Raw genomic sequence first — 5,508 nt, 5'->3', positions numbered from 1 at the left:
CGTTTGCCTCCAGCTTCCTCCAGATTCCGCCTCGCGGCGGACACCCTTGCTCTTGGCTAACGGTAGGCGCTCGCCAGCCCCCGTTCGGGACTTTCACCCTATAGATGATCGCCCATGCTGGGCGCACGAAAAAATGCACTTTATCTTTGACAAGATAAAGTGCATTTTCACAGGATTATGGGGCATTTTTGATTTTCGGGTTATCTATTTTCAATGAACTCTTCCGATAAGATACCTTTTCGGAAGAATTGGAGCGGTCGTAAGCAAATTAACTTGGGTGTTAGACAAACTTTTTAAATGAAGCTCAAAAACTTTATATTTCAAAGATGATTTTCCATATTACTTGACAAAAATTGAAATTGGGTAAATAATGGGATGTGGAGGTGTTCGAATGAGAGAGATTCTTGAGAAGTGTATGCTTTTGGATGAGCAAAGGAGTCTGATAGTAAAGGGAATCCAGGAGGGGAAGAAAGAATATCTAACAATAAAAGCTTTGCTTCCGACATTCACAACAAATACTTATGCTCCTCGTTTACAGTACGATTGTGTCAATACGCATGTTGAAAAAATGATCTTAAGCAATCCACATACACAGATGAAGGTTATTAAGAAACAGGCTGGTCTACATCCATACATTGTTATCCATGATACTGTGAGAAATATATTTATCTTGGTTTCAAAATTACCAAAAAACAAATATATTTATAATCCGTGCAGATACCGTGGTGATTTTGCTTCTTCGAATTTCGACCGCCTCTTGGAGCTTGGGGCTCCTGCAAACGAATTGTTGGAGGATTCAGTTTACCAACCGTCATTGTCTCTCGGGCCAGATTATCATCCTTTTGGAATCATAGTAAGTTATGATCGGGATAGTGACATGATTTTCGAGGGTGCTTTAAGACCTGATCAAGAAGATTGGATATATAAAGAAGATATTTCAAATTACATTACATTCAATTCTCAAGACATTATTCCTTTAAACAGCTACAAAGTTGATGATATTGAACCACGCGTTAAAGTACCACAAGAAGATGGCGATATTGTTATTAAATTGAAAAATAAAACTTTATCATAGAAGAACACCTTAGATTAGGAGTAATTTCATATGAGTGTAAAACATGAACCAAAGTTCAATCCAAAGAGGCTAAGGGAGGCACGCTTGGTACGCGGCTTGACTATTAGTGAGCTTGCAGAAAAAATTAATGTTTCTAAGCAAGCAATATCTCAATTTGAACTGGGAGAGCATACACCTAAACCAGAAACAATGATGGCGATAATCAATACGCTTAAATTCCCAAAAAGCTTCTTTTATCGAGATTTTAAAGAACAATTTGTTGGAAACACGTTTTTCCGTGCAAATGCAACTGCATCAAAGAAAAGTAAGGAGATTCAGTTTCACAAAACTTTATTAGCTGGGTATATCTACGAATATTTATCAGAATACATTGAGTTTCCAGAGCTAAATTTGCCAGATACTTCCCAGTATTTTAATTCAGAATGGGATAATGATTCAATTGAACAGTTAGCTTATCAAGTTCGTAAACACTGGGAACTTGGGGATAGACCTATTGCAAATATTGTTCACTTATTAGAGAAAAATGGGATCATGGTCTTTTCTGTTGATACTGATAATGAGAAGGTCGATGCTTTTTGCCAACAACGACAAGGCAGGCCTTTCATTTTTCTTGGTAACGATAAATCAGCATTTAGAAGACAGTTTGATGGTGCTCATGAATTAGGCCACATTTTGATGCACAAGGATATAGATAACCAAGATGTTCTTAGTCGGACTGAATTTAAAAATATGGAGAACCAGGCAAATCGGTTTGCTTCGGCATTTTTGATGCCAGCAGAGGCATTTGCCAAGACAGTGACTTCCACATCATTGCTTCATTTTGTGGAATTAAAAAAATATTGGAATGTATCCATCGCCGCTATGTTACGCAGGTGCTTAGACTTGAAACTGATTGATGAAAGCAAATACACATCTTTGGTAAAGCAAATGTCAATGAAGAAAATGAGAATCAAAGAACCTCTCGATGATGTCGTTCCTTTACAGGAACCTGTTGTTTTAAAGAAAAGTATTTTGTTGTTACTGGAGAAAAAGATTAAAAATGAACTGCAATTAGTTCAAGAAATATCTGTACCACAAGAATACATCGAAATGTTGTGCAATCTTGAAAAAGGAACTCTTAATTATAAAGAGCCCGAGCCAACAATAAGATTGGTTAAAAAAACGGACGAAACCTAATACAAGAAAGCTCCTGTTCAATTCTGAACGGGAGCTTTAAAAATAAATGAAAAAGAAGACGTTCAACATTTTGATATTGAATGAAGGTGAATTATGCTCACAATAGAAGAATATATCGCTCGGAGTAAAAAAGAAGATCAATTGAACGAGTTCAGCTTAAATGATCGAATGGAAAACATGAAAATATGCGTCAATTATGTATTTGAATATTTTAATCAGTACCTCGACTTTTCAAAGATGAATGAACAAACTGTATTAAACAATGAGCGGCTCGAAAAGTATAGAAAAACCATCAGTCAACATGATTCGGACATTCAGGAATGGTTGATTAATATTTATGATGAGTACGGTAAAAAGGTGAATCACTCGATCGTTAATTACTTAAAAAAGGACGACCTTTTCTATCTTTATTATTTGGACAGCGAATTTAGGAGCATCTCATATGATTGCTATGCTCATTTGATTAATAAAAATCCTTTTTTGAAGGACCAAACAGAAATGCTCTTTTCGTTTATTAAGGATTATCATCAAATTAAAGTTCAACAAACAAAATCATCCTATCAATTATCTTTTTCGGAAGAAATTGATCAATGGGTTGAAACGACATGGCAGAAATATAAAGTTGATATAATTGGTTTTTGTATGGATTGGATACACCGTTTTTATGATAATAAAGATCAATGGCCAATCAGTCATCGAAAGAAAAGCAATAGTAATTGGTTGAAGTACGATTATGACTATAAGCAGAAAAACAACTTGTTTAATCTAAATTCACTTTATAAGAGAATTTCGAACAGACCTTTTATTAAAGGTAAAAAGCAATATCTTGAATTAATAATGATGTACTTTTGGCTTCATGAGATCGAAGGGGATGAGGACAATTATTGGCAAGAGTATTTAAATAAATCTCTAGTTATTTCCAATTAACAGGTAAACATTTATTGATTATGCGAAAAGGATTGAGATGGATACAATGAATTATCAAGATTATATTCTCGAAGTTAGTGAAGATATAAAGGATTGCTTAAAAGAGATGGGGACGCAACCCATTTTATTCATTGGGTCAGGTTTGTCACAAAGATATTTTAATGGTCCAAGTTGGATTGGATTATTAGAAGCTCTACAGAAACATTGCCCATTAATTCCTAATGAGGTAGGGTTTTATCTTCAAGATCAGTACAAGTTAGAAGAGATAGGAACTGAATTTACTAAATATTATCGTGACTGGGCTTGGGCAAATAAAGATTTATTCCCTGAAGAACTATTTCAATCTCATGTACCAAAATCATCTTACATAAAATATCAAATTAAACGTATTTTTGAAGAAATTACTCCTAATGATGTAAATGAAATTCAAAATGAAGAATATAAGAGAGAGATCGAGCTATTGAGGAATATTCAACCTCATGCAATTATAACAACCAACTATGATACTTTTTTAGAAAAAGTTTTTGTTGATTATCAACCGATTATTGGCCAGCAGATATTAAAACCAGATACCATGTCAATTGGGGAAATATATAAAATTCATGGTTGTATCACTAATTACATTGATTTGGTTTTTAATAAAGAGGACTACGATATTTTTATGACAAAAAAGAAATATTTAAGTGCTAAATTACTTACTTTTTTTGCTGAGCACCCATTATTATTTGTCGGTTATAGTGGGAATGATAAAAACATTCTTAATATACTTTCCGATATTGATGAAATTCTTTCGAATGAAGGAGAATTGATCCCAAATATCTACTTCTTGGCTTATAACAAGAATCTGTCTGGGAATTCCAGACCTCAAAAAGAAAAAATATTTGTTGTGAATGGGAAAGAAATACGAGTGAAATATATAGAAGCTAAAAATTATGATTGGGTATTTGAAGCTTTTTCAGCAAATAAAGCAGTTGATAATGTTCACCCTAAATTACTCAGGGCTTTATTGGCACGAACTTACAAATTAGTTAGAAGTGATATTCCAAGACGAAGTGTAGATGTTGATTTCGAAGTGATTGAAAAGGTAATAAGTGAAGATAAAGAGCTTCCCAGATTGTATGGAGTGGCTTTGTTAGATGATCCAAGCCATATCAATATTCAATATCCTTATACTTTAACGCAAGTTGGCGAGTTACTTGGCTACCCCAGTTGGCATGGTGCAGATAAGTTGATTAATCAGATTAAATTGGAAAAAGGTATAAACATAAAGGCATCCGACAATAAATATCATGTTACAATCAAAATTGGAAAGTCGGAAATGAACAAATATTCTCAAGAAGCCGTCAGACTGTTATTAAAAGTGAAAAACAGCAATGAATATAACGTTGAAATTTAAAATATTGCAGTCAAATAATTCCCGTTGTGAATAATTTATATTTATTTCTCATATTTGGGAGGATCAATGTGGGGTATTTCGATTTTGCTCAAATATGTTTAAACGGCCATGTTGTAAATGATTCTGCAGGAACTTATCCTCAATATAACGAAAATTTTTGCACAGAATGTGGAGCAGAAACAATAACAAAATGCCCATCTTGTAATACTCATATTCGAGGTGATTACCATTCTGACGCAGTAGTCATAATAGGTGGTAGTAGGTATAAACTTCCAAAATTTTGTCATAATTGTGGTCAGCCTTATCCTTGGACAAAGATGAAAATTGAAGCCGCACAAGAGCTAGCATCTGAAATTAATGAATTAACTGATGATGAAAGGGAACTTCTCGCAAAAAGTATTGACGAAATCATAAAGGATACACCTAAGACAACTGTAGCCGCGACAAGATTCAAGAAGTTGCTTGCCAAAGTAGGAGCTCCCATTGCGGAATCTTTCCGAGAAATATTAGTTGACATTATAAGTGAAACTGCGAAGAAATCCATTTGGGGATAGCTGGTATTTTTTTGTTCGAATCAATTTCATAATTCATTTTCTTAATGAAGCTGACAGAAACAGAATTTTTTATCTTGCATTTTAAAAAATATTTTTATGATCTCTTAAGCCACCTTTACTTTCAGTTGAGCATTCATCCGATCTACAGCTAACTTGGAAGCATTGAAAAGGAGGCAGATTAAATCAAAATGGACCTTTGCCAGTTCACCAGTACGGTGCCGAATGTTGTTAAGTTGAAAATATTCCTTTAGGTATGCTATGACTCGCTCCACTGCGGTACGTTCATTGTAGAGGTTTTTCCATGCTTGGGTTCCTCTTGCTGGTGCAGGATACCTTCTTAAATCGGTTGTTTTCTTGATTTTGTAAACTTTTTGGCATAA

6 protein-coding genes are annotated in these 5,508 nt (G+C 34.3%); 5 read left to right on the top strand and 1 reads right to left on the bottom strand.

Annotated features, from left to right (window positions below; all coding sequences use genetic code 11):
- The first annotated feature begins 391 nt into the window (after positions 1-391).
- The 5 genes from L1765_RS15595 to L1765_RS15575 all read left to right on the top strand — a co-directional run bounded on the left by L1765_RS15595 (position 392) and on the right by L1765_RS15575 (position 5,128).
- Positions 392-1,075, top strand: a complete 684-nt coding sequence (locus L1765_RS15595; protein ID WP_236408414.1) for a hypothetical protein — start codon at positions 392-394, stop codon at positions 1,073-1,075.
- A gap of 30 nt (positions 1,076-1,105) precedes the next feature.
- Positions 1,106-2,251 (top strand): helix-turn-helix domain-containing protein, encoded by a 1,146-nt coding sequence (locus L1765_RS15590; RefSeq protein ID WP_236408413.1) that lies wholly within the window; start codon positions 1,106-1,108, stop codon positions 2,249-2,251.
- A gap of 93 nt (positions 2,252-2,344) precedes the next feature.
- Entirely contained in the window at positions 2,345-3,178 is an 834-nt protein-coding gene (locus L1765_RS15585; RefSeq protein ID WP_236408412.1) for a hypothetical protein, read from the top strand.
- Between the two features lie 46 nt (positions 3,179-3,224).
- Complete coding sequence (locus L1765_RS15580) at positions 3,225-4,574, top strand: SIR2 family protein (RefSeq protein ID WP_236408411.1); 1,350 nt, start codon at positions 3,225-3,227, stop codon at positions 4,572-4,574.
- Between the two features lie 68 nt (positions 4,575-4,642).
- Positions 4,643-5,128, top strand: coding sequence for a DUF2321 domain-containing protein (locus L1765_RS15575; protein ID WP_236408410.1), 486 nt, complete (start codon positions 4,643-4,645; stop codon positions 5,126-5,128).
- 104 nt (positions 5,129-5,232) lie between these two features.
- On the opposite strand, the gene L1765_RS15570 is transcribed toward L1765_RS15575, so the two are convergent.
- Positions 5,233-5,508 (bottom strand): transposase (locus L1765_RS15570; RefSeq protein WP_236408409.1); only part of this gene is annotated, 276 nt, incomplete at its 5' end.

Origin of the sequence: Microaerobacter geothermalis, assembly GCF_021608135.1 — a bacterium.
GTDB classification, from domain to species: Bacteria; Bacillota; Bacilli; order DSM-22679; family DSM-22679; genus Microaerobacter; species Microaerobacter geothermalis.
This window is presented reverse-complemented; position numbering and strand designations above follow the sequence as displayed.